Source organism: Peribacillus sp. NPDC101480 (assembly GCF_050277335.1).
GTDB lineage: Bacteria > Bacillota > Bacilli > Bacillales > DSM-1321 > Peribacillus.
On the sequence record NZ_JBNNSB010000001.1, the window covers coordinates 1,102,304 to 1,122,985 of the forward strand.

24 protein-coding genes are annotated in these 20,682 nt (G+C 41.1%); 20 read left to right on the forward strand and 4 right to left on the reverse strand.

The window, feature by feature from the left end; translation table 11 throughout:
• Window positions 1-13: 13 nt before the first annotated feature.
• Window positions 14-577 (reverse strand): GNAT family N-acetyltransferase, encoded by a 564-nt coding sequence (locus tag ACQKMF_RS05515; RefSeq protein WP_402938260.1) that lies wholly within the window; start codon window positions 575-577, stop codon window positions 14-16.
• A gap of 139 nt (window positions 578-716) precedes the next feature.
• Here ACQKMF_RS05515 and spoIIM point away from each other — a divergent pair, with 139 nt between their 5' ends.
• The 17 genes from spoIIM to lysA all read left to right on the forward strand — a co-directional run bounded on the left by spoIIM (window position 717) and on the right by lysA (window position 16,445).
• Complete coding sequence (gene spoIIM / locus ACQKMF_RS05520) at window positions 717-1,364, forward strand: stage II sporulation protein M (protein ID WP_101222476.1); 648 nt, start codon at window positions 717-719, stop codon at window positions 1,362-1,364.
• A gap of 119 nt (window positions 1,365-1,483) precedes the next feature.
• The gene (locus ACQKMF_RS05525) at window positions 1,484-1,942 is read left to right on the forward strand and encodes a Fur family transcriptional regulator (RefSeq protein WP_101223459.1); all 459 of its coding nucleotides are present in this window, start codon (window positions 1,484-1,486) and stop codon (window positions 1,940-1,942) included.
• Window positions 1,943-2,101: 159 nt separating this feature from the next.
• Window positions 2,102-2,329: a YqzK family protein gene (locus tag ACQKMF_RS05530; RefSeq protein WP_101223458.1), complete on the forward strand. Its 228-nt coding sequence runs from the start codon at window positions 2,102-2,104 to the stop codon at window positions 2,327-2,329.
• A gap of 5 nt (window positions 2,330-2,334) precedes the next feature.
• The gene (gene xerD, locus ACQKMF_RS05535; RefSeq protein WP_101222475.1) at window positions 2,335-3,228 is read left to right on the forward strand and encodes a site-specific tyrosine recombinase XerD; all 894 of its coding nucleotides are present in this window, start codon (window positions 2,335-2,337) and stop codon (window positions 3,226-3,228) included.
• Between the two features lie 284 nt (window positions 3,229-3,512).
• Window positions 3,513-4,715: a phosphopentomutase gene (gene deoB / locus ACQKMF_RS05540; RefSeq protein ID WP_101222474.1), complete on the forward strand. Its 1,203-nt coding sequence runs from the start codon at window positions 3,513-3,515 to the stop codon at window positions 4,713-4,715.
• Window positions 4,716-5,528: a purine-nucleoside phosphorylase gene (locus tag ACQKMF_RS05545; protein ID WP_101222473.1), complete on the forward strand. Its 813-nt coding sequence runs from the start codon at window positions 4,716-4,718 to the stop codon at window positions 5,526-5,528.
• Window positions 5,529-5,594: 66 nt separating this feature from the next.
• Entirely contained in the window at window positions 5,595-6,899 is a 1,305-nt protein-coding gene (locus ACQKMF_RS05550) for a pyrimidine-nucleoside phosphorylase (RefSeq protein ID WP_101222472.1), read from the forward strand.
• Between the two features lie 205 nt (window positions 6,900-7,104).
• Window positions 7,105-8,271 carry a D-alanyl-D-alanine carboxypeptidase family protein gene (locus ACQKMF_RS05555; RefSeq protein WP_402938255.1) on the forward strand — a complete coding sequence of 389 codons (1,167 nt, stop codon included), beginning with the start codon at window positions 7,105-7,107 and terminating at the stop codon, window positions 8,269-8,271.
• Window positions 8,272-8,402: 131 nt separating this feature from the next.
• The gene (spoIIAA, locus tag ACQKMF_RS05560; RefSeq protein WP_034308142.1) at window positions 8,403-8,753 is read left to right on the forward strand and encodes an anti-sigma F factor antagonist; all 351 of its coding nucleotides are present in this window, start codon (window positions 8,403-8,405) and stop codon (window positions 8,751-8,753) included.
• A 1-nt stretch (window position 8,754) separates the two neighbouring features.
• A complete protein-coding gene (gene spoIIAB / locus ACQKMF_RS05565; protein ID WP_053346844.1) occupies window positions 8,755-9,195 on the forward strand; it encodes an anti-sigma F factor in 441 nt (146 codons plus the stop codon).
• Window positions 9,196-9,208: 13 nt separating this feature from the next.
• Window positions 9,209-9,976: an RNA polymerase sporulation sigma factor SigF gene (gene sigF / locus ACQKMF_RS05570; RefSeq protein WP_101222470.1), complete on the forward strand. Its 768-nt coding sequence runs from the start codon at window positions 9,209-9,211 to the stop codon at window positions 9,974-9,976.
• Window positions 9,977-10,267: 291 nt separating this feature from the next.
• Window positions 10,268-11,557 carry an NCS2 family permease gene (locus tag ACQKMF_RS05575; RefSeq protein WP_230177095.1) on the forward strand — a complete coding sequence of 430 codons (1,290 nt, stop codon included), beginning with the start codon at window positions 10,268-10,270 and terminating at the stop codon, window positions 11,555-11,557.
• A gap of 152 nt (window positions 11,558-11,709) precedes the next feature.
• Window positions 11,710-12,333, forward strand: coding sequence for a stage V sporulation protein AA (locus ACQKMF_RS05580; protein ID WP_363320591.1), 624 nt, complete (start codon window positions 11,710-11,712; stop codon window positions 12,331-12,333).
• Window positions 12,323-12,745, forward strand: coding sequence for a stage V sporulation protein AB (locus tag ACQKMF_RS05585; RefSeq protein WP_034308131.1), 423 nt, complete (start codon window positions 12,323-12,325; stop codon window positions 12,743-12,745). The genes ACQKMF_RS05580 and ACQKMF_RS05585 overlap by 11 nt, the downstream gene beginning before the upstream one ends.
• A gap of 43 nt (window positions 12,746-12,788) precedes the next feature.
• Complete coding sequence (locus ACQKMF_RS05590; protein ID WP_057278873.1) at window positions 12,789-13,370, forward strand: stage V sporulation protein AE; 582 nt, start codon at window positions 12,789-12,791, stop codon at window positions 13,368-13,370.
• A gap of 4 nt (window positions 13,371-13,374) precedes the next feature.
• Complete coding sequence (locus ACQKMF_RS05595; protein WP_402940100.1) at window positions 13,375-14,841, forward strand: spore germination protein; 1,467 nt, start codon at window positions 13,375-13,377, stop codon at window positions 14,839-14,841.
• A 275-nt stretch (window positions 14,842-15,116) separates the two neighbouring features.
• Window positions 15,117-16,445, forward strand: a complete 1,329-nt coding sequence (gene lysA, locus ACQKMF_RS05600) for a diaminopimelate decarboxylase (RefSeq protein WP_402938249.1) — start codon at window positions 15,117-15,119, stop codon at window positions 16,443-16,445.
• Window positions 16,446-16,483: 38 nt separating this feature from the next.
• On the opposite strand, the gene ACQKMF_RS05605 is transcribed toward lysA, so the two are convergent.
• On the reverse strand, window positions 16,484-17,353 hold the full coding sequence (locus ACQKMF_RS05605) for a DUF1002 domain-containing protein (RefSeq protein ID WP_402938246.1): 870 nt from the start codon (window positions 17,351-17,353) through the stop codon (window positions 16,484-16,486).
• A 580-nt stretch (window positions 17,354-17,933) separates the two neighbouring features.
• On the opposite strand from ACQKMF_RS05605, the gene ACQKMF_RS05610 reads away from it, so the two are divergent.
• Entirely contained in the window at window positions 17,934-18,278 is a 345-nt protein-coding gene (locus tag ACQKMF_RS05610; RefSeq protein ID WP_101222466.1) for a GNAT family N-acetyltransferase, read from the forward strand.
• 28 nt (window positions 18,279-18,306) lie between these two features.
• Here the strand turns inward: ACQKMF_RS05610 and ACQKMF_RS05615 are convergent, their stop codons facing one another.
• Window positions 18,307-18,843 (reverse strand): DUF309 domain-containing protein, encoded by a 537-nt coding sequence (locus ACQKMF_RS05615; protein WP_230176972.1) that lies wholly within the window; start codon window positions 18,841-18,843, stop codon window positions 18,307-18,309.
• Window positions 18,844-19,009: 166 nt separating this feature from the next.
• Window positions 19,010-19,102, reverse strand: a complete 93-nt coding sequence (locus ACQKMF_RS05620) for a YjcZ family sporulation protein (RefSeq protein WP_081108854.1) — start codon at window positions 19,100-19,102, stop codon at window positions 19,010-19,012.
• A gap of 214 nt (window positions 19,103-19,316) precedes the next feature.
• Here ACQKMF_RS05620 and ACQKMF_RS05625 point away from each other — a divergent pair, with 214 nt between their 5' ends.
• Together ACQKMF_RS05625 and scpB are read left to right on the forward strand one after the other, a co-directional pair.
• Window positions 19,317-20,084: a segregation/condensation protein A gene (locus ACQKMF_RS05625; protein WP_101222464.1), complete on the forward strand. Its 768-nt coding sequence runs from the start codon at window positions 19,317-19,319 to the stop codon at window positions 20,082-20,084.
• Window positions 20,071-20,652 carry an SMC-Scp complex subunit ScpB gene (scpB, locus tag ACQKMF_RS05630; RefSeq protein ID WP_230176970.1) on the forward strand — a complete coding sequence of 194 codons (582 nt, stop codon included), beginning with the start codon at window positions 20,071-20,073 and terminating at the stop codon, window positions 20,650-20,652. The genes ACQKMF_RS05625 and scpB overlap by 14 nt, the downstream gene beginning before the upstream one ends.
• Window positions 20,653-20,682 lie beyond the last annotated feature (30 nt).

Consider the following 20,682-nt stretch of genomic DNA (forward strand, 5'->3'; position numbering starts at 1 on the left):
TGTCAGGGCTTTTTTAGTTAGTTGTTTTTGCATAAATGGAGGTGTCCCGCACTTCCTTGCCATCTGCACTAAGAAAGTCATTACGCAAAATTCCTTCAAGGGTATACCCCAGCTTTTCGGGAATCCGTTTGCTGGCGATATTATTAGGATCACAGCGGATCTCGACCCGCTTTGCTCCATAATGGTAAAAGGCGAATTTGGTTAACTTTTCTACCGCCTCCGTTATGTAGCCTTGTTTACTGTATCTCGTATCAATCCAATAGCCAATTTCGAATTTGGGAATATCCCAGTTAATTCGGTGCAGACCGGTGGAGCCGATGAATTGATCGTCTTCTTTCCTATAAATATGGAGTCTGATATCCTCTTTTAAAATGAAATCCGAAAAGGACTTAAGGACATTCTGTTCAGAAGTTTCCAAAGAAACATCTTGATGGGCAAACGGCAGCCATTGTTTCAATTCAGGTTTGGAATGGACAATGGCCTCGTGAACGTCCATGCCATCGCCAGGCTGACAGGGCCTTAGATATAATCGTGGGGTTTCAATTTTTTCGGGGAAATCCATTAATATAGCTTTCATATCCTGCCTCCATATCGTTAGTATGGAAAATTATAACATGAATTGAGCTCAAGGTGTTCGGCTGAGGGAGAAAGTTTTCTTAGCATAAATGAGAGAGTGAAAACATAGATTCTAGTAAGCGGAGTTGGGAGGATGAAAGATGAAAAAAAAATCTGTCGTACAAAATGCCGTAATGAAACATATTAACGAACATTCCTCATTATATGTCTTTATCACTGTGCTTTTTTTGATGGGTGTCATTTTTGGGGCAATATTAGTGAATAGTTTGAGCTTTACCCAAAAGGAAGACTTGTTCTATTATTTATCGCAATTTTTCGGACAAGTATCCAAAGGTGAATTTGCCTCTTCGCATGATATGTTCAGCCAAAGTATTATGCATAATATAAAATATATCGGGGTCATCTGGATTCTCGGAATATCGGTCATCGGTTTGCCAGTCATCCTGGTTTTGTTATTTATAAAAGGGATGGTTGTTGGATTCACAGTCGGCTTTTTAGTCAATCAAATGGGATGGAGCGGTTTTTTATTATCGTTTGTCGCTATTTTGCCCCAAAACATATTCATCGTCCCGATATTCATCGTGATAACCGTGCTTGCCGTCTCGCTATCAATGAAAATGATCAGCCGGATTTTCCTAAAGCAGGTTCGTGAACCGCTGAAGCCGATAATTTCACGGTATATTTTCTCATTGATCTTGTCGGGAATATTTTTGATTACAGCTGCTGCATTTGAAGCGTACCTATCCCCTTCTTTAATGAAAAATGTCGTAAGTTTATTGGGTCATTGATTGAAATTTGCCGTTCCCGCAAATTTTTTTATCATTAACAAGAAATCTATTTTGACAGTTTTCCCTCTTTTGATATAATGGATAGGATAGCGGCGCGGGAGGGAATATTAGGTATGGAAATAGAAAACAGAATTGATAGGATAAAAAAGCAGTTACACTCGTCCAGCTACAAATTAACGCCTCAGCGAGAAGCGACCGTCCGCGTTTTACTTGAGCATGAAGAGGATCATTTAAGCGCAGAAGACGTTTACCTCCTTGTCAAAGAAAAGTCGCCGGAAATTGGATTGGCAACAGTTTACCGTACACTAGAGTTGCTGACTGAATTGAAGATAGTAGATAAAATTAACTTTGGAGACGGGGTTTCCCGTTATGATTTAAGACAAGAAGGAGCTGCGCATTTCCATCATCATCTTGTTTGTGTGGAATGTGGTGCGGTAGATGAGATTCAGGAAGACCTACTTGAAGACGTAGAAGACATTGTGGAACGCGACTGGAACTTCAAGATAAAAGACCATAGATTAACCTTTCATGGCATTTGTCATCGATGTCATGACAAAGAAGAAAATAAAGGTGAATGAAGTCGGACCTTTTCCATTTAATGGAGAAGGTTTTCTGCATTTTTAAAACCTATTTTCTCAAGTAAGAGTTGTTTTTGTTTTCTCCTTTCCGAAACACGTATAAAACTTGTCCTGTTGGGCATAGATTGATACAAAGGATCGAATGGGAGGGGAAAGATGATGAAAACATCATTATCGCTTGTTTTGCATACGGCTAAAGTGATGATTCTCTTTGTTAGCTTCACTGTTCTTTTTTATATAGGAATGGTATGGTTAAATCAGGAATATCAAGATTATCATCGTTATGATGAACCGAAAGGCATGGCTGTAAAAGTATCGAAGGCAGTAGATACGGGTGATGATGCATGGCTTGAACGCTTAATGTTGTTTTATTTAAACGGGGAGTAATGAATATGGAGAATCAAATTAGGGATTTCATTCATTTTTTAACCATTGAAAAAGGGCTTGCCAAGAATACGCTCGTTTCGTATGAGCGTGACTTAAGATCATATTGGAGCTTTCTGAAAGAAGCTGAAGCCATCGAAGATTGGAATGATTCACGGCGGGTCAACATCCTGCATTTTCTCGTGCATTTGAAGGATCAAGGGAAATCATCGAAGACGGTGGCGCGTCATATAGCCTCCATTCGGTCTTTTCATCAATTTCTTCTAAGGGAAAAAGTAACCGATCAGGATCCGTCCATACATATAGAAACGCCAAAACCAGAACGAAGTCTTCCAAAGGTATTAAGCATGGAAGAGGTTGAAGCACTATTGGAAGCCCCAAAGAAAATGGATGAATTCGGCTTACGCGATAAGGCGATGCTAGAACTGATGTATGCGACGGGTATGCGTGTCAGTGAGTTGATATCCATGGATGTAAGTGATGTCCATGCATCCATGGGTTTTGTCCGTTGTGTAGGGAAAGGAAATAAAGAGAGAATCATTCCGATTGGCCAAACTGCATTGGGTGCGATTGAACATTATATGGAAAGTTCCCGGGGAAAAATGGCCAGCCCTAAGCACAGGACAGATTCACTTTTTTTGAATCATCATGGAAACAGGCTGACAAGGCAGGGATTTTGGAAAATTCTAAAAAAACTTGTAAAATCGGCACAAATTGAAAAAGAAATTACACCGCATACACTAAGACATTCTTTCGCGACACATCTATTGATGAACGGGGCTGATTTACGTGCCGTCCAAGAAATGCTTGGTCATGCGGATATTTCGACAACTCAAATTTATACACATATTACGAACGTACGGATCAAGGATGTATATTCAAAATTCCATCCGCGCGCTTAAAAGAATAGTAGAATGATAGAAAGGTTGTGAATTCAACTGCGAAGCGGTTGAAGGAGCAGCCTTTTTATTTCAGTAAGGCTACTGATGATTCTAAAGCATGCTCTAGTGTCAGTTTGTTTATTCCGAAATATATTATTTGTCTCCATCATGGTAATCGTTTACAATGTAGAGAGGTCAGACTTCTGACGTTCTCGCAGTTTCATTTAAAATGAAGAGTAAATGAGCAGAATAAGGGTATTATAGAGAGTATAAAAAGTGATTTACTATTTTAGGAGGAATGACTTATGAAAGGGAATTCAGCATTTAATCGAATATTTGTAATAGTTATGGATTCAGTTGGAATTGGTGAAGCACCTGATGCAGATTTATTCGGTGATAAAGGGGCGGATACACTCGGCCATATCGCAGAAAGAATGAATGGATTGAACATGCCGACTCTCGCAAAATTGGGTTTAGGCAATATCCGTGAAATCAAGGGGATAGAAAAAGCTCAGCAACCTCTCGCATACTATACGAAAATGAAGGAAGCCTCTACAGGAAAAGATACGATGACTGGACATTGGGAAATCATGGGTTTGAACATATCGACTCCATTCCGTGTATTTCCGGATGGTTTCCCGGAATTATTAGTCAATGAACTCGAGGCGAAGATGGGTCGGGGAATTATTGGGAACGTCCCTGCAAGCGGCACGGAAATCATTGAAAGGCTCGGCGAGGAACATATGAAAACGGGTGCGCTGATCGTATATACATCAGCAGATTCCGTATTACAGATTGCTGCACATGAAGACATCGTCCCGATAGACGAATTGTACAAGATTTGTGAAATTGCCCGTGAAGTGACAATGGCTGATGAGTTCAAGGTTGGACGCGTGATTGCCAGACCTTTCACAGGTGAACCAGGAAACTTCAAAAGAACGCCTAATCGTCATGATTATGCATTGAAGCCTTTCAATCGGACAGTAATGGATGAATTGAAAGATTCTGGATATGACGTGCTCGCAATCGGGAAGATCTCGGATATCTTTGATGGGGAAGGCGTCACTGAATCATTAAGGACCGTATCCAATATGGATGGAATGGATAAATTAATCCAAACGGTGGAACAGGATTTTAAAGGGTTAAGTTTCCTTAATCTAGTCGACTTCGATGCTTTATACGGTCACCGCCGCGATCCAGAGGGATACGGAAAGGCATTGGAAGAATTCGATGCTAGGATGCCGGAAGTCCTTGATAAACTGAAAGAGGATGATTTATTGATCATCACTGCCGATCACGGGAATGATCCGGTCCATGAAGGAACCGATCATACACGTGAATATGTACCTTTATTAGTCTATTCCAAACGATTTACAGAAGGTGCCGAACTCCCGATAAGAGATACATTTGCTGATATCGGGGCGACGGTCGCTGCTAACTTTGATGTGAAAATGCCTGCCTACGGGAAAAATATATTGGGCGATCTAAATTTAGGGGAGATTAAATAGATGTTTAATAAAATAGAAACTGCTGCGTCATTCATAAAAAGTAAAATTGAAGGCTCTCCGGAGATAGGCCTGATTCTTGGTTCCGGACTTGGAGTATTGGCAGATGAAATTGAAAATCCCATTACGATTCCATACCACGAAATCCCGGAATTCCCGGTATCGACTGTTGAAGGACACGCTGGACAGCTTGTCATTGGACAATTAAGTGGCAAAAAAGTTGTAGCCATGCAAGGGCGTTTCCACTTTTATGAGGGTTACTCCATGGAGAAGGTCACTTTTCCTGTACGTGTAATGAAACTTCTTGGTGTTAAGCAGTTAATTGTAACGAATGCTGCCGGAAGCGTTAATGAAAGCTATGAACCAGGTGACTTGATGCTCATTACGGATCATATTAATTTAATGGGGGCAAACCCATTGATTGGTCCTAATGAAGAGCGTTTCGGTCCTAGATTCCCTGATATGTCGGAAGCTTATAATAAAGACCTTCGGTCACAAGCGAAAAAAATAGCAGCTTCACTAGGATTGGATATTAAAGAAGGTGTCTATATCGGGAATACAGGACCGACCTATGAGACACCTGCAGAAGTGAAAATGGCACGGATCCTTGGCGGGGATGCAGTTGGTATGTCAACAGTTCCGGAAGTTATCGTAGCAAGGCATAGCGATATGAAAGTGCTCGGAATCTCATGCCTTACCAATATGGCCGCAGGCATTCTGGATCAGCCTTTGTCGCATGAAGAGGTAATTGAAACGACGGAAAAAGTGAAAAGCAGCTTTCTGGAATTTGTTAAGCACATCGTTAAAGACATATAAAACGGACCAAAAAATACAAGTACACCTAAAGAGAAGCGGTGTCCTTAAAAAAGTGGGGATTCTAATATGAGAATGGTAGATTTAATCGAGAAAAAGCGTGATGGAAAGGCTCTTACTACAGAAGAAATACAGTTCATCATCAAAGGGTTTACCGACGGATCGATTCCGGATTACCAAATGAGCGCTTGGTCAATGGCTGTTTATTTCAAAGGCATGAATGAGCAGGAACGTGCTGATTTAACCATGGCAATGGTCGAATCAGGAGATCAAATTGATTTATCGATGATTGAAGGAATTAAGGTCGATAAACATTCAACAGGCGGTGTTGGTGATACGACAACATTAGTGCTTGGGCCATTGGTTGCTGCTGTAGGTGTTCCAGTGGCAAAGATGTCAGGACGCGGTCTTGGCCATACAGGCGGAACGATCGATAAGTTGGAGTCTGTAAAGGGATTTCATGTCGAAATAGAAAACGACGAGTTCATACGACTTGTTAATAAAAATAAGATAGCTGTCATTGGACAAAGTGGTAACCTGACTCCAGCCGACAAAAAGCTATATGCATTGCGTGATGTTACGGCTACCGTTAACAGTATCGGTTTGATTGCTGGCTCGATCATGAGTAAGAAAATCGCAGCTGGTGCTGATGCAATCGTACTTGATGTTAAAACGGGAGCGGGCGCTTTCATGAAAACGCTTGAAGATTCCGAAGAGTTGGCGCATGCAATGGTTAGCATCGGAAACAATGTAGGGCGAAATACGATGGCTGTCATTTCCGATATGAGCCAACCGTTGGGTTACGCAATCGGAAATGCTTTAGAAGTGAAGGAAGCCATCGATACACTTAAAGGAGAAGGACCGGAAGATTTAACGGAACTTTCTTTAACACTAGGAAGCCATATGGTATACCTTGCCAAAAAGGCAAGTTCTCTGAAGGAAGCAAGAACCTTGCTGGAAAATGCGATTAAGGATGGTTCTGCACTTAACTCATTCAAGGTTTTCCTAGAAGCGCAGGGAGGCGATGGTTCGGTTGTGGATCAGCCGGAAAAACTGCCGCAGGCTGCCCATACTTTCGAGCTGGAAGCGAAAGAGGACGGATATGTATCGGAGATCATCGCTGATGAAGTAGGAACGGCAGCCATGCTGTTAGGTGCCGGGCGGGCGACTAAGGAATCAGAGATTGATTTGGCAGTCGGACTGGTACTTCGTAAAAAAATAGGGGAAACCGTGGCAAAAGGTGAATCCCTTGTGACGATTTACAGCAACTTTGAAGATGTTTCAAAGGTAAAAGAAAAATTGTATGAAAGCATTGCGATTTCAAAAGAGAAAGTAGAAAAACCTACATTGATCTATAAAGAGATCATGGAATAAATATTTTCCAAAAAAGGCCGCGCTTTTGCGTGGCCTTTTTACGTTTATTTCATTGAATGTTTAAAAGAGGATGCCCATGCGCATCCTCTTTTAATTTGGTTCACTTCGTTACCCATATCCAGTATATGTTCAAAATTCATCTTTATTTGTATAAAAATGGGTTTAATGGAAAAAATAAATCCTATAAAGATTGGAGGGTATGGAGATGAAGCGGATTCTTTCTCTATTTTTAACCGTATTGGTAGCAATGGGTTTTAGCATCCCACATACAAAAGCAGCTGAGGAAAAAGGAGTCGAATTGGCGGCAAATGCTAAATCGGCTATTTTGATTGAACGGGATACAGGTACTGTTCTCTATGATAAAAATGCAGACGTTCGTCTTTCGCCGGCAAGCATGACGAAAATCATGACAATGCTGCTGATCATGGAAGCGATCGATAAAGGCGAACTTAGCATGAAGGAGAAAATCAGGACTAGTGAGTATGCAGCATCAATGGGCGGTTCCCAGATCTTCCTCGAGCCAGGTGAAGAAATGACCACAGAACAAATGCTCAAGGGCATCTCGATTGGTTCGGCGAATGATGCATCGGTGGCGATGGCAGAACGTCTAGCTGGATCGGAAGAAGAGTTTGTTAGGAAAATGAACAAAAAGGCGAAAGACCTCGGGTTGAAAAATACAAAGTTCCAAAACGCAACAGGCCTTCCTGTTAAAGATCATTACAGTTCGGCACATGATATGTCGATCATGGCGAAGGAATTATTGAAATACGATACGATTACAAGGTTCACGGGTACATATGAAGATTATCTCCGTGAAAATACCGAAAAGAAATTCTGGCTAGTCAACACGAACAGATTAGTGAAATTTTACCCTGGGGTCGATGGACTGAAGACAGGATTCACAAATGAAGCGAAGTATTGTTTGACAGCGACCGCAAAAAAAGGGAATATGCGTGTCATTGCCGTCGTTTTCGGAGCCGTTTCTCCTAAGGAACGAAATGCTCAGGTCACAAAGATGTTAGATTATGCATTTTCACAATATATCACATACCCGATTTATAAACGCGGCGAGGTGTTAGGTGAAGCAAAGGTAAGTAAAGGCGACAAGAAATCGGTTGTGGGTGTGACAAGTGAACCTATTTCAGTTTTGACAGCCAAAAATGGAACGGCAAAGGACTTTACAAAAAAAATCACGCTTGATAAAGATTTGGATGCCCCGATTAAAAAAGGTGATGAAATTGGTACGCTTGAATTGAAGAAAAACGGCAAGGTGTATGTCGAATCTCCGATTGTTGCGAAGGAAACTGTTGAAAATGCCAGCTGGTGGCAATTGTATAAACGGGCTTTCGGCATGTTTACCCAAGCGAAATAGAATAAATTGTCGCAATACCTGTTAATCGTACTAATTTAGGCGAAACTCCACTAGTTTTGCTAGTAAGGAGGAATCGGCAGGTGAAAAAGAGAATTTGACTCTTTATAAGACAGTGAAGGAGGCTGTATATAATGAGTCTTACGATTAATATGGAGGCGAAAAATCGCGTATTGTGCATTCGTCTCAAAGGTGATTTAGATCATCATACAGCAGAAAAATTGAAAAACCAGGCAGAGGCAGCCATTCAAAAGCATAATATCAAACATATCATCCTTAACATGGAAGAATTGGATTTTATGGACAGTTCAGGGCTTGGGGTTATTTTAGGGCGCTATAAGCAGGTGAATAAAAAGCAAGGTGAAATGGTGGTATGTGCAATTTCTCCGGCAGTAAAGCGGTTATTTGAGATGTCAGGGTTGTTTAAAATTGTTAAAATGGAACTATCCGAAAAAAACGCTTTGCAAAGACTGGGGGTTGCCTAAAATGAAAAATAAAATGGAAACGAAATTTTCTGCACTTAGCCAAAATGAATCTTTTGCCAGGGTAACTGTTGCGGCTTTCATTGCCCAATTGGACCCGACGATGGATGAATTGACAGAGATCAAGACTGTCGTGTCAGAAGCCGTTACGAATTCGATTATCCATGGGTATGAGAGTGACCCGGAAGGTTGGGTATACATTTCAGTGATCATCGAAGGCGATACTGTGGAATTGACCATCCGGGATGAGGGACTGGGCATTGAAGACGTCGAGGAGGCTAAACAGCCGTTATTTACGACAAAACCCGAACTTGAACGTTCCGGAATGGGATTCACCATCATGGAAAACTTCATGGATGAAATCAATATAATTTCCCATAAGGGCGAAGGCACGATCATTCGATTAAAAAAGCACTTAACTACAAGCAGAGCTTTGTGCAATTAAGGGAGACTTGCATATGGATGTGGAGGTTAAAAACGAGAAGGGCAAGAAAGGCCAGCCCCATTTAAAAGATGAGGAATTGCGGAATTTAATCCAACGCAGCCAGAGCGGTGACCAAGATGCGAGAAATCTGATTGTCAACAGCAATCTGAGGCTTGTATGGTCAGTAGTGCAAAGATTCCTCAATCGAGGTTACGAACCGGATGACCTTTATCAAATAGGCTGTATTGGTCTGTTAAAGTCCGTGGATAAATTTGACTTATCGTTTGAAGTGAAATTCTCAACGTATGCTGTGCCTATGATCATTGGTGAAATCCAACGTTTTATCCGTGATGACGGAACGGTTAAAGTAAGCCGGTCATTAAAGGAAATGGCGAATAAAATTCGCAGGGCCAAAGAGGAGCTTTCAAAGACGTATGGCCGAGTTCCGACTGTCAATGAATTGGCGGAACATCTAGAGCTGTCGCCAGAGGAAATCATCATGGCCCAAGAAGCTAGCAGGAGCCCTTCATCCATCCATGAAACGGTTTACGAAAATGATGGAGATCCAATTACTCTTCTTGACCAGATTGCCGACAATAATGAAACCTCCTGGTTCGATCAAATTGCTTTGAAAGAAGCCATACAAGAATTGAATGAACGTGAAAGGCTGATTGTTTTCCTGAGGTATTATAAAGATCAGACGCAATCGGAAGTGGCGGCAAGGCTTGGCATCTCCCAAGTCCAGGTGTCAAGGCTGGAAAAGAAGATTCTTCAGCAAATGAAAAACCACATGAATCAATGATTCATGTGGTTTTTCATTGAGCTTGAAAATAAATGATTGATTTTAGGAAAAAGTAAAAGTGGTTCTTATCAAGTAGAATGAAAATATGAGCGGGGTCGAATTTTTTAGTTGAATTTAGGATTAAAAACGAATATTATAGTAAAGGTCGCGTTTTTCATTCGTTTTTTTAGCTTTCTTTTAATCAATATTGATTAGGAAAAACGTTGATGCAGTACAATATTAGGACACCTTGTCTTTTCGTGCAAACGGTTGTCGGTGTTTCCTTTAGATCTGGAGGTCTAAAATATGTTTATGGAAAAGTTTTTCTCCCTGAAAGAAAATGGGACGGATGTCCGTACAGAAGTCATGGCGGGTGTTACGACATTTTTAACTATGGTTTATATCCTAATCGTGAATCCGGCTTTATTGTCTTCAATCGGAATACCATTTGAGCAAGTTTTCATGGCAACGGTCATATCAGCGGTGATCGGTACCCTTATCATGGGACTCGTTGCAAAATACCCGATTGCGATAGCACCAGGGATGGGTTTGAATGCGTATTTTGCCAGCGTAGTGGGTGCTCAGGGTCTTTCATACCAGACCGTATTCGGTACGGTTTTCATTGCTGGTTTGCTATTTCTGCTAATTAGCGTGACAAGCTTGCGTAAAATGATAATTGATGCGATTCCTAATTCATTAAAATATGGCATCACATCAGGAATTGGTTTATTCATTGCGTTTATCGGATTAAAAAATGCAGGAATCGTAGTTCCTAATGAATCAACTATGGTGACGCTTGGGGATTTGCATCAGCCTGGAACCGTTTTAGCATTAGCAGGCTTATTCATTACCTTGATTTTTATGGCCCGTAATATTAAAGGGGCAATTTTCATTGGTATGATCGTTACGGCAATCATTGGCTACTTTATCGGTTTGCTCAACTTCGATGGGGTCTTATCTGTACCTCCAACACCAGTATTTTTTGATATCGATATTGCCGGGGTCTTTACGAATTCTTTATATTCAATTGTTTTCGCCTTTTTACTTGTGACGATTTTTGATACGACAGGAACCTTGATTGGCGTGACGGAACAGGCAGGACTAACGAAGGATGGGAAAATCCCCCGTGCCAAGAAAGCCTTTTTAGGTGATGCGATTGCGACGACAGTCGGCTCGATGTTTGGTACAAGCCCTTCGACTGCCTATGTTGAATCAAGTACGGGAGTGGCTGCTGGCGGACGTACGGGATTAACCTCTACAGTCGTGGCAATCTTGTTTGCTGCATCGATTTTCTTTTCTCCATTGATATCGGCAATTTCTTCAGTTCAAGCAATCACAGCTCCTGTTTTGATCATCGTGGGATGTTTCATGATGGAAGGGCTGGCAAAAGTCAATTGGAAAATTTTCGATGAGGCATTTCCTGCATTTGCGATCATTTTAACGATGCCGCTTACTTCAAGTATATCTACAGGCATTGCAATCGGGTTCATTACTTATCCCCTTATGAAGGTATTTAGTGGAAAAGGAAAATCCGTACATCCGCTCATTTATATTTTTGGATTGATATTTTTGGTTCAGCTGATTTTCTTCCCCACTCATTAAAGTATGAATCTAAATCAAAAAGACATGCTGTCATTGCAGCATGTCTTTTTTTGTTTTCAAATTAGTAATATATGGACATGGTTCACTTCCTGCATTTTCAAACTGCTTCCAATCCATACTACTAGCATAAGGAAATAAAAGGTCGGGATGTGATGATAGTGGCAGTTGTATATATCAGGATGAGGAACCGTGTACAAGTAAAGGGAAATCAAACGGTGAGGATAAAAGATATTGCAAGGATAATCGGACCTGAAGAAGTGATCACCTTAATTGAAGAAATCATATTATTAACGGTCAAGAAGGAAGATAGGAATATTATTGTCATTGATTTGGCTCAAGTTATCATGGCCATCCGCAAGGTGGATTCGACTATTGAAGTGGAGACATTCGGGCCATCTCAAACGATCATCGAAATCATCCTCTCGAAAAAGAAAATGTCATACCTGACATTCGCCTTAGTTTGGTTTTTATTATTTGTCGGCGGCGGAATGACGATAATGAATTTTCATGTGGATGTCAGCATGGGGGAAGTGCATCAAAAAATCTTTACTATAATAACGGGAAAAGTGGATGATAAGCCGTTATTGATTCAAATCCCATATAGCTTCGGCCTTGGTATGGGCATGATTCTATTTTTTAATCACTTCTTTAAAAAACGCTTCAATGAGGAACCTAGTCCGCTCGAGGTTGAAATGTTCAACTATCAGCAGGATTTGGACCGTTATGTAATCATGAATGAAAATAAGGAAAACGTGCGCCACCTTGATGACCGGTAAAATCATCTTCGGAATCTTTGTCGGTTTAGCTGGGGGTTTTGCGACAGGTGCCGGTTTTGTAGCGTTTTTAACTGTACTTGGGGTGATTCCAAGGCTGACTCAGCTGACAAAAACAATGAAAATGATACATTACTACGAAGGAGCCATCATTGCCGGAGTTGTCGCAGGAACATGGTTAGGATTACAGGAAACGGAACTTTCCCTCCCGCATTTTTTATTAATTCCGATCGGTTTGGCTGACGGGATATTTAATGGGATGCTTGCGGCAGCCTTAACTGAAGTCCTGAATGTATTTCCGGTTCTTTCAAAACGAATCGGAATTCAAGAGAAGATCATATATCTGTTAATGGCACTCGTATTGGGAAAAATAGCCGGATCATTATTCCAATGGATTTATTTTGTCGATTTATAAGTGTAAGAGGTAACTATTCCTGATGATGAAAGGTAGGCCCAAGATGGTGACCAAACGAAAAGTGATATTGATTACGGATGGAGATGAGTATGCGAAACGGGCTGTCGAGCATGTAGCCAAGGAAATAGGGGGAAGATGTATCTCCATGTCCCAAGGTAATCCATCACGATATACGGGCTTGGAGTTAGTTGAATTAATAAAAAAGGCGAAGTATGATCCTGTATTGGTCATGTTTGATGATAGCGGTTTTATAGGAGAAGGATCAGGCGAACAGGCAATGAAGGTAGTTGCCGGACATCCTGATATTGATGTCCTTGGCGTGATAGCGGTCGCTTCAAAGACTAGAAGGGAAGAATGGACCAAGGTGGATATCTGTATTGACCGTGATGGTAATTTGACACCGAACGGGGTTGATAAATACGGCGCCGAGGAATTTGAACTGGGCAAGATAACAGGAGATACGGTTTATTGCATCGATCAATTACATGTTCCCATCGTAGTTGGGATAGGGGATATTGGAAAAATGTCCCATCAGGACGATTTTAAAAGAGGAGCACCGATAACGAAGCTAGCGGTGGAAATCATATTGGAAAGGAGTGGTCATGATGACTTCAGAAAAACCTGAAAACATGATGCCGATTCCGAGTAGGGTAGCGGAAGTTGACGCATACATGGAAGAGAAAGTGGGTCTAGGCGTCAGCTTCGACTTAGGAGTAAGAAAGATAAAGGTCTATAGAAAAGATGTGCATATTTACTATATAAACGGGCTGACGGATACAGAGTACATCATTGATATCCTCGATTCTCTTATTCATAACAAAAATGCCGATATCGTGTCTACTAAAGTTTTTGATGTAGTCAAAGACTTACTCGTACACCAATCCGTTCAGGAAATAAAGACGATGGATGAGCTTGTTGATCAGGTATTATCCGGTTTAATCGTCGTTGTTGTTGATGGTAAACCAATAGGATTGGTTGTGGATGTCAGGAGTTATCCTGGGAGACAGCCAGTAGAACCCGATACGGAAAAAGTCGTCCGTGGATCAAGGGATGGTTTTGTCGAGAATATCATCATTAACACAGCGATAACCAGACGGAGAATCCGGGATGAAAGATTACGTTTCGAAATGCTGCATGTAGGGGAACGATCGAAATCGGATATATCCATCGGCTACATTAAAGATATTGCCGATCCCGATTTAATAGAAATCGTTCGTAAGGAATTGAATAGTATTGAGGTTGATGGAATAACGATGTCTGATAAAACGATCGAAGAGTTCATCGTCAATCAAAAGTATAATCCATACCCGCTTGTCAGATACACGGAACGGGCTGATGTGGCGGCAACGCATTTGCTTGAGGGGCATGTCCTTATTTATGTGGATACTTCACCGAGTGTCATCATTACCCCGTCCACTCTTTTCCATCACATGCAACACGCTGAGGAGTATCGGCAGGCACCTGCCGTTGGGACCTTGGTGCGCTGGGTCCGGTTTCTCGGGATCTTTGTTTCGTTATTCTTGCTGCCGATTTGGTTATTGTTTTGTTTAGAGCCTTCCCTTCTGCCGGAAAAGTTCGAGTATATCGGACCGAATGAAAAAACGCATATACCCATTGTAGTCCAAATCTTCATATCCGATATTGGGATAGAATTTCTAAGGATGGCAGCCGTTCATACTCCGACCCCGCTTTCAACGGCGATGGGCTTGGTTGCGGCAGTTTTGATAGGGCAAATAGCGATAGATGTTGGCCTCTTTGTTCCTGAAGTGGTTCTCTACGCTTCAGTGGCTACAATCGGTACATTTGTCACTCCGAGTTTAGAACTAGGGGTTGCGAATAAAATTTCCCGTTTGGCACTGCTAGTTTTGGTCGCTATATTTAAAGTGCCTGGCCTAGTCATAGGCATCACGCTCTACATTATTATGCTTACTAGCATAAAAACGTTAAATACACCTTATTTATGGCCGCTTCTACCGTTTCAGCCGAAAGCCTTGTCACATATAATATTTAGAAGACCTTATCCAGGTTCTATAGAACGTCCGAGTATTGTACATCCCCAGGATTTATATAGGCAGCCAAGAAAATCTAAAGGTTGATGTTGTCGAAAAGTTGTGGTAATTTAATTTTATTCGGATAAAGCGGTAAAGTTAGGATTCACAAAGAGATAAAGCTACTATGACTCTTTGGAGTTTAAACCAATCTGTCTTTCCCTTCGAACTACTAAGCAGTCATAGAGGACAATATTTACATGGGATAATCGATTAGGATGAGGCTTGTTCATATAGAGAACCTTTTACAGCAGGGTTTCTTTATTTGAGGCTGCCTCATTTCTTATTAATCTTTAGTTTTAAGTCAGGAAGGTGAGGCTATCATGCATTTGTACGGAACCAGTGGTGTCAATGAACGTGGACATCTGGAGATTGGCGGAGTGGACACGATCGAATTGATCGAACAATTTGGCACACCATTATATGTTTATGATGTAGAGCTAATTCGCGAACGGGCAAGAGGGTTTAAGAGAACTTTTGAGGAATTGGGGATTTCGGCTCAAGTTGCTTACGCAAGTAAGGCCTTTTCTTCGATTGCCATGATCCAGTTGGCTGAGCAAGAAGGACTTTCTCTCGATGTTGTCTCAGCAGGGGAATTGTATACGGCAATTAAGGCAAATTTCCCAACAGAACGGATTCACTTTCATGGAAATAACAAAAGTGAAGAAGAGCTACATATGGCTTTGGATTATGACATTGGCTGTATAGTAGTCGATAATTTTTCAGAGTTGACACTGTTGGAAGAAATTTGTACAAACCGTGAACAAAAGGTGAAAATCCTTCTTCGTGTAACACCGGGTATTGAAGCCCATACGCATGATTATATTTTGACAGGGCAAGAAGATTCGAAATTTGGTTTTGATCTTATTAATGGCCAGGCCGAAGCAGCCCTTAGGCAAGCGCTGCAAAGTGAATTCCTGGAAGTTCTAGGGCTGCACTGCCATATAGGTTCCCAGATCTTTCAAACGACAGGTTTCCTTCTCGCGGCCCAAAAAATTATTGGCAAGCTGAATGATTGGCACGATTCGGTAGGGTATCAACCAAAGGTATTGAATCTTGGAGGGGGATTCGGGATTCGATATACACAAGAGGATGATCCGCTACCGGCGTCTCAATATGTTGAGGAAATCGTTAGGGAAGTGCAGAACCTGATTGCTGATTCCGATTTAGTTATGCCTGAAATCTGGATTGAACCTGGCCGTTCTTTAGTCGGAGATGCCGGTGTGACGTTGTACAAGGTCGGTTCTGAAAAGGAAGTTCCTAATGTCCGTAAATATATTGCCGTTGATGGGGGAATGAGTGATAATATACGTCCAGCTCTTTATGAGGCGAAGTATGATGCAATTCTGGCAAACCGGCCGCTTGACCCTGTAGAAGAGACAGTGTCCATTGCCGGGAAATGCTGTGAAAGCGGAGATATGCTGATTTGGGATTTACCATTGCCAAAAGCCGGCCGCGGTGATGTTTTGGCGGTATTTTGTACAGGGGCATATGGGTATTCCATGTCGAATAATTACAATCGGATTCCGAGACCGGCAGTCGTCTTTGCCGAAAATGGAGAAGCCCGGTTGGTCATCAAACGCGAGACGTACGAAGATCTTATCCATTTGGATTTGGCCCTTCATGAAGAGGCAGTCGTCAATAAAGAATAGAAAAAAGGATGGCATTGGCCATCCTTTTTTTATTGGAGTCAACTGAAAAGTGACTTGATCGCGTCTATTAAACTACTGAAGACTTCTTTCAATTTATCCAGAAATGATTGACCCTCTTCGGATTCAAGAAAATTGGAAAGCTTATCTTTAGCTGCAGTAAGCTGATCACCGACAGCGTTCCAATCAATATCCAATTCTTTTAGTTTATTGAATAAATCAATTAAACTTTGGACTTGAGCATCATTTAAGGTGATTCCAAGGTCTTTTGCTGAAGACTCGACAACCTCGCGGACCTCCTCAGTATTGGCTGGTGGATTTGCAGCCATTTCCTCTTTGATTTTCGTTACAAGTGCAGAGGCTTCTTCTGTACCGATTTCGTCACCCAATTTTGCTGTTTTCACCATTTCTTCATTCGCTGCCTGTTTCACATTTTCAGGAATCTTCTTATCGGCAGAGATTTCATAGGCTTTAATGACCCCTGTCAAAGCCGCTGTACCGGAGACGGGTATTGGCGCTGTGACATAAACGGTAGCATCCTTTACTCCAGCTGTTGCCAATGCATTGATATACATTTCATCGGAAACCCAGTTAATGTTTTTCGACTCCAATTTAAGTCCGGTCCCTTTTTCCTCCAAAGTAATCGCAGAAGATGAAATCGCTTTTGTACCGATCAGACGGCTAGCAATATAGTCTCCTAAGTATTCATGTTCCTCCGCATTTGTAACCGTAAGGACCTCAACATCATTAGGTGCTTTCATTTCTGATAAAATCATATTTTTTTGTTCATTCGTCAGATTCTCACCAAGTGTGACGATCATTTCACCAACAGCTGCATCTGCAAAAGCCTTATATGGCAATAATAGGCATAATAAAATGGTTACAATGACCCATTTATTCATTTTTTTCATGATAATCCTCCTTAACTTTTCCTGCTGAATTGGGAATCTTTCAATAAAGGGGCGGCACTTTAAATCAGATTCATAGTATTTGACGAAACAAAGGATAAAAAAGATACATATTTTCTAGAAAAAATTTATATAGCCCAAGATAGCTACGTTTTTTTAACGAAAAAGTTTGGTGTATCTTTGTCTTTTATACCTAAGAGGGCATTCTATGAACCTAGATCACTTTACCAATGTAGTAAAATCGAAGCAAGATTGCAAGGATATTTGTCAGATTGTGTTAAGTTATAGTAGAATGAATTCGTTATTTAAATATTTGGACCATTCATAAAGGGAGTATGGGATGAGGAAAAGTAATAAGACTCTTTTACTTATGATGCTTATTATCGCTTTGATGTGGGGAATCGTTTACTGGCTGTTTATCGCTTAGCACATAGCACATCGATAAATCAAGTGCTGAAAGTGATGTTGAAACGAACGAGGTTTTTATGTATGATGTAAATGTTATATGTGAGGATTATTATTCAAAGCAAATTAATTGGAAACAGGAAGATAATAAAAACGTTATTTAGTAACGAGGGATATTATGTTGATTAAGTATAAGAAAAGTTATGAGAAGTTTGCCATGGGATTATTATCTTTCATGCCAAATGAAAAAGAGATAAAAACACTTCGGAATACGATGAAGAATTATGAAACGGATGAAAATCTACAGCTGTTCTTATGGAAAGATGAAGAGATTACGGGCTTGATCGGAATAGAAGTCTCTCCAAACCACATTGAGATACAACATATATCTGTAAATCCATCCTTCCGGAAGCAAGGTATCGGTAAAACGATGGTCAGGGCCATCAAGGAGCAATATCCTGACAAAGAATTAAAAGCAAATGAGTTTACCGAAAGCTTTCTTGACAGATGTGAAGAATTCTGAATATGAAAGCTGGAAAGGAGGACCACCTTTAAGGGCGGTCCTCCTTTCTTGTTTTTCGAAGGGATAGCTGCCGAGCCCTTTCAGAAATGACATCCGAACGGTCACGCATTAGATGCTTATCGACTATGGAGGAATTAGCCATGTCGCTGTCTGCACCCCATATGTACCCTTCTTGCAAACACATGGTCTGGCAAATTTCGATCAAGCCTTGATCCGCAATAGGCAGATTAATGCTTTCATATGGCTTTTGAGATAACATTCGCTCATGTGTGTCCTCGAGCAATTTGTACAGTCGTTCTGGATCGAGTCCCAACTCCAGGAGCTCGGCCTTTTTATGGTGGAGATTTGATAGGGCTTTAGACAGGGTCCTTGCAGCCCCTTTTTTGTTTCCCCTACGATCATGATACAGGGCAACCGCAATTTGAATGAGCCCGACCCAATGAGAGTCACGCTCTTTTGGTGCGGTTTCTTTCCAATATTCTTCAAGAATTTCATGACATTCGAAGTAATCCCTAGTCCCATGGAAATGGACTAGGAAAGAAAGGTAGTCTTCCGCGTAATTCAATAGGAGCACCCCTTTTGTTTGATGGAATTATCTAAGGTAAGGCAAATAACATTTTCTTATAGCCTAACACCCACTATGTATACTCACCAAGTTTAGCATAGAATTTTTTCTTGGAAAATAAAGAAAGCCGATTGCAAGGCAATCAGCTTGATTCATCAGCCTTCATTTAACACCAAGAAGCACCGACGATAACTAATAAAATGAACAATACTACAATAAACGCGAATCCGCCGCCGTGTCCAAAACCACCTGCACCCATAATGAGTACCTCCTTTGTTCTGCTATTCTTACATTTCTAGGTTATGTTGGATTTCGGAATGTGATTGGGCATCAACCCATTTGTCGGAAATCCATTAAAGAACTTTTCTGAGGACAGTAAATTATTATTTGGATAAAGGGCGGCAATCCACTATACTTGATAAGTAAAAGAAATAGGCCTTTATCGGCCAATTAGATTTAAATGAGGTAATTTAATGGGTTATAATATTAAAATTGACGCTTTCGAAGGTCCGATGGATTTACTCCTGCATTTGATTAATCGCCTGGAAATAGACATCTATGATATTCCGATGGCTGACATAACAGATCAATACCTAGGGTACATCCATACGATGCAGCATCTGGAATTGGATGTGGCCAGCGAATATCTGGTGATGGCTGCAACTCTGCTTGCCATCAAGAGTAAAATGTTGCTTCCAAAGCATGAAGATGAACAATTGATTGATGAAGATGGGGAAATATTTGAGGAAGATCCACGGGACGAGCTTGTGGAAAAACTATTAGAATATAAAAAGTATAAATATGCAGCCGAAGAATTTAAAGGGATGGAAGAAGAACGCAGCTTGCTGTTCACTAAACCCCCAAGTGATTTATCTGTTTATGTTAAAGAAGCGGAAAGTGATAAACAAGAGTTGAATATAAGTCTATATGATATGTTGGGTGCTCTGCAAAAACTGCTGCGAAGGCAAAAAATTCAAAAGCCGCTATACACGAAAGTAACGAAACAAGAGATATCGATCGAGAAACGAATGGATGAAATCATGATTGAGTTACAATCAATAAAAGGGAAGAAAAGTTTTTTTGAACTGTTTTCGCTCCCGGTTAAGGAGCATATCGTCATCACTTTCATGGCGGTGCTGGAACTGATGAAACTAAATGAAATCATCGTTGAACAGGAAGATAACTTTTCGGAAATCATGATTGCTGCTAAGGAAGGTGTAGAACCAGTTGGAAGTTATTAATTGGAAAGGGATTCTTGAGGCATTATTGTTTGCTGCCGGAGATGAAGGGCTCTCCGTCAAACAAATTGCCTCTGTCCTGGAAATTACGGAATATCAAGCAACGGACATCGTTGAAAGTTTGAAGGAAGAATATATATCTGATGTACGCGGGATTCAGGTGATCGAAATAGCGGGTGTTTATCAAATGACGACAAAGAAAGAGCACTCGGATTACTTGAAAAGACTAGTGGAAACATCAAGCACTCAAGGCTTGTCCCAGGCTGCCTTGGAAACACTCGCAATCATTGCCTATAAGCAGCCGATTACCAGAGCGGAAATTGATGAAATTCGGGGAGTGAAAACGGAACGCCCCATTCATACACTTGTCACTAAAGTCTTAATAAAAGAGGTCGGCCGTGCTGAAGGCTCCGGCCGGGCTTATTTATATGGGACAACAAAAGAGTTTTTGGATTACTTCGGCCTGAATTCCATAGAAGAATTACCGCCACTAGCCGATAATTCGGATGATAGCTTTGAAAATGGTGAAGCCGATCTGTTTTTTGAAAAATTTCAGCAAACAATCGAATAACATTTTTCTTTAAATTGTGATAATATAGAA

Coding starts and splice junctions, on each gene's coding strand:
- ACQKMF_RS05515 (WP_402938260.1), bottom strand. CDS start 577: ATGAAAGCTATATTAATGGATTTCCCCGAAAAAATTGAAACCCCACGA.
- spoIIM (WP_101222476.1), top strand. CDS start 717: ATGAAAAAAAAATCTGTCGTACAAAATGCCGTAATGAAACATATTAAC.
- ACQKMF_RS05530 (WP_101223458.1), top strand. CDS start 2,102: ATGAAAACATCATTATCGCTTGTTTTGCATACGGCTAAAGTGATGATT.
- xerD (WP_101222475.1), top strand. CDS start 2,335: ATGGAGAATCAAATTAGGGATTTCATTCATTTTTTAACCATTGAAAAA.
- deoB (WP_101222474.1), top strand. CDS start 3,513: ATGAAAGGGAATTCAGCATTTAATCGAATATTTGTAATAGTTATGGAT.
- ACQKMF_RS05545 (WP_101222473.1), top strand. CDS start 4,716: ATGTTTAATAAAATAGAAACTGCTGCGTCATTCATAAAAAGTAAAATT.
- ACQKMF_RS05550 (WP_101222472.1), top strand. CDS start 5,595: ATGAGAATGGTAGATTTAATCGAGAAAAAGCGTGATGGAAAGGCTCTT.
- ACQKMF_RS05555 (WP_402938255.1), top strand. CDS start 7,105: ATGAAGCGGATTCTTTCTCTATTTTTAACCGTATTGGTAGCAATGGGT.
- spoIIAA (WP_034308142.1), top strand. CDS start 8,403: ATGAGTCTTACGATTAATATGGAGGCGAAAAATCGCGTATTGTGCATT.
- spoIIAB (WP_053346844.1), top strand. CDS start 8,755: ATGAAAAATAAAATGGAAACGAAATTTTCTGCACTTAGCCAAAATGAA.
- sigF (WP_101222470.1), top strand. CDS start 9,209: ATGGATGTGGAGGTTAAAAACGAGAAGGGCAAGAAAGGCCAGCCCCAT.
- ACQKMF_RS05575 (WP_230177095.1), top strand. CDS start 10,268: ATGGAAAAGTTTTTCTCCCTGAAAGAAAATGGGACGGATGTCCGTACA.
- ACQKMF_RS05580 (WP_363320591.1), top strand. CDS start 11,710: ATGATAGTGGCAGTTGTATATATCAGGATGAGGAACCGTGTACAAGTA.
- ACQKMF_RS05585 (WP_034308131.1), top strand. CDS start 12,323: ATGACCGGTAAAATCATCTTCGGAATCTTTGTCGGTTTAGCTGGGGGT.
- ACQKMF_RS05590 (WP_057278873.1), top strand. CDS start 12,789: ATGGTGACCAAACGAAAAGTGATATTGATTACGGATGGAGATGAGTAT.
- ACQKMF_RS05595 (WP_402940100.1), top strand. CDS start 13,375: ATGATGCCGATTCCGAGTAGGGTAGCGGAAGTTGACGCATACATGGAA.
- lysA (WP_402938249.1), top strand. CDS start 15,117: ATGCATTTGTACGGAACCAGTGGTGTCAATGAACGTGGACATCTGGAG.
- ACQKMF_RS05605 (WP_402938246.1), bottom strand. CDS start 17,353: ATGAAAAAAATGAATAAATGGGTCATTGTAACCATTTTATTATGCCTA.
- ACQKMF_RS05610 (WP_101222466.1), top strand. CDS start 17,934: ATGTTGATTAAGTATAAGAAAAGTTATGAGAAGTTTGCCATGGGATTA.
- ACQKMF_RS05620 (WP_081108854.1), bottom strand. CDS start 19,102: ATGGGTGCAGGTGGTTTTGGACACGGCGGCGGATTCGCGTTTATTGTA.
- ACQKMF_RS05625 (WP_101222464.1), top strand. CDS start 19,317: ATGGGTTATAATATTAAAATTGACGCTTTCGAAGGTCCGATGGATTTA.